General features: G+C 40.7%; 2 protein-coding genes. Both read left to right on the plus strand.

The features are described from left to right. On the plus strand, nt 1-942 hold a 942-nt coding region (locus AB6E51_RS24140), incomplete at its 5' end, for a group II intron maturase-specific domain-containing protein (RefSeq protein WP_372140280.1). Nucleotides 943-1,077: 135 nt separating this feature from the next. Continuing rightward, complete coding sequence (locus AB6E51_RS24145; RefSeq protein ID WP_154724008.1) at nt 1,078-2,109, plus strand: IS110 family transposase; 1,032 nt, start codon at nt 1,078-1,080, stop codon at nt 2,107-2,109. Nucleotides 2,110-2,808 lie beyond the last annotated feature (699 nt).

The following is a 2,808-nucleotide window of genomic DNA, read 5'->3' on the forward strand; positions in this document are numbered from 1 at the left end:
GCACAATGGGTTCTTGAGGGGGATATCAAAGCTTGTTTCGACAAGATAGGTCACCAATGGCTACTTGATAATATCCCGACAGACAAAAGGATGCTTAAGCAATGGCTGGAATGTGGCTATATAGACAAAGGTCTCTTCTACAAAACGGCGGAGGGAACACCACAAGGCGGGATAATTTCACCTACCCTGATGTTGCTCACTCTTGTCGGACTAGAAAAGCTAACTAAGTCTATCGCTCGCAAGACAGGCAGCAGAGTAAACTTTATAGGTTATGCTGACGACTTTGTTATCACTGGCTCTTCAAAGGAAGTTCTTGTGAATGACATCAAGCCGCAACTGATGACTTTCCTACAAGAAAGAGGTTTAACGCTTTCTGAAGAGAAAACGCACGTTACTCATATCAATGATGGTTTTGACTTTCTTGGCTTCAACGCCAGAAAGTACAAAGGGAAACTGCTCATTAAACCGAGTAAATCCAACGTATTATCATTCTTACGAAATATGCGTGACCTCATTAGAAAACGCGCAACAATCCCAGTAGCCGATCTCATTAAGATGATAAATCCAAAGCTACGAGGATGGGCGAATTACTATCGCCATTGTGTTGCTAAACAAACCTTCGGCTATGTTGGTCATCAGATGTTTCTAGCGTTATGGCGATGGTCAGTTAGGCGTCACCCAAACAAGGGACGCAAGTGGATCGCACATAAGTATTTTCTGAACTTGCAAGGTCAATGGACTTTTCATGGCTGGTTCAAAAAGGCAGGAAAGTATGGCGTGATCAGGCTGTTTGACATCGGTAAGGTGCCAATTAAGCGACATGTTAAAATCATGAGTCAAGCGAATCCGTTTGATCCTTTTTGGGAAGGTTTTCTCAATGAACGTAAGGTGAAAAATACAGGTCGCAACTCATGGTTTGATCCTGTCGCCACTGCTTTGTGAGTTGCTGGGTAACAATAACGCCTTAGTGGAGGCTTGAGCCGTATGCAGTGAAAGTTGCACGTACTGATGTATGGAATCCACATCCCTCTCTCTTCCAGTTAAGATGGGGGGATGACCAAACTCAAAGGATTCGATATGTTGAATAAGAATATCATTGCAATAGATCTAGCGAAAACAACGCTACAAGTATGCCATATCAGTAAAGACGGTGAGCTTCTTTCAAATAAGGCAATGAGTCGCCAACGAACCAGCGAGTTTTTAATTAAATCTGAGCCCTCTATCGTAGCAATGGAAGGCTGCTGTGGCTGTCATTATTGGGGGCGAATGGCTGAAGAATATGGGCATGAGGTTCGTATAATTAACCCCAAGAAAGTCAAACGCTATTTAGAAGGTCATAAGACCGACAACAATGATGCACTTGCCATTGCTAATGCAGCTCTACAAATTGGCTTAAAATATAGCAAACCAAAATCAATCGAGCGCCAATCTCTGCAATCGCTAGAAAACAGTCGACGATTTTTAACTCGTAGTAAAGCAAATTTAGGTCTACACATACGAGGGGTTTTATTAGGCTGTGGTATTGTTCACCCTAAAGGTGAAAAAGGGTTGAGCAGAGCAGTATTAGAAACGATAGAGAACAATATACTTCCAGTTCCACTTCTAAAAATGATTGGCCTCTTGTGGGAGCAATACCGAGAATTAAAGCAAGAAATCAGCAAAATCGACGTTGAGCTCGATGGATTAATTATCAATATAGAAGAATGTAAAAGGTTAACAAAACTGGAAGGTGTTGGTACATCATCCGCAGTATCACTGTATATAGCATTAGGTTCTGGTGAACAATTTCAAAATGGTCGACAAGCGTCAGCTTTTGTTGGGCTAACGCCAAAGCAGCATTCTTCCGGTGGTAAAGCTAAAATGGTAGGTATTGATAAGAATGGTGGAGTTAAGGATCTTAGATCACTGCTCTACTTAGGAGCTATGTCATACATTTCTCGGCTTAGCAGAAGCAAACCTAAGACCAGAAAAGATGAATGGATACTGGCGACTCTACAGAGAGTCGGCTACAAGAAGACCTGTATTGCACTCGCCAATAAAACCGTACGAACAGCCTGGGCTATATTAAAACATAACACGAAGTATCAACCTGAATTTCTAACAGCATAATAGCTCAAAATATTCTATGAAGATGAAAATCTAAAAGGTAAGACCAACCTACTGAGAACCTGTTAAGAACCAAAGCCTTAGAGGCTATCGTACTGTTGAGGACAGTAGGTGCGAACACATCAAAGATCATAGGATAGCTTCCTTTAAAAAGATCGAATATACGTACGCATCTTAATTTTTAGTAAATTTATCTTTGTAAAATAGTGGATTCCATATAGGTTCTTAGGAGGGCGGCATCTGGTAACAGGTGTCGCCTATCCGACATTTATCATTTTCGACTTGGTTAGTTGATCTTGTGATCACCAAGCGATTCTGTCGTACCTTAATTACCAAGCGAATTTGTCATATGTTCGCATTTTAGAGGGCTAGGCGCATTGGATCTTTCGCTGAAATGCCCCCTAAAGCATTCTGAAAGTTAATTTCAGAATTTTACTAAATGTTAAAAGGTTGTAACTCGCTTTGGTTTCACCTAGTTTGTTGATCCTAATACTCAAAATGATCAGTTTTCTCTAAATTAATGATGCTGACTCTACATGTAAGCATATAGCTGCCAATAAGCACGGGTATAGCAAAACTAGCTAAAAGAACAGATGAGAGCTAAAATGTCTTTATCAAGATTGTAGCGTGAGGCGCAACACGCTATAATATCTACATGATAAAATCATTTAAGCATACAGGTCTGGAAAAGTTCTTTGTTAA

The sequence above is a fragment of the Vibrio sp. 10N.247.311.47 genome (assembly GCF_041467535.1).
GTDB classification, from domain to species: Bacteria; Pseudomonadota; Gammaproteobacteria; order Enterobacterales; family Vibrionaceae; genus Vibrio; species Vibrio crassostreae_C.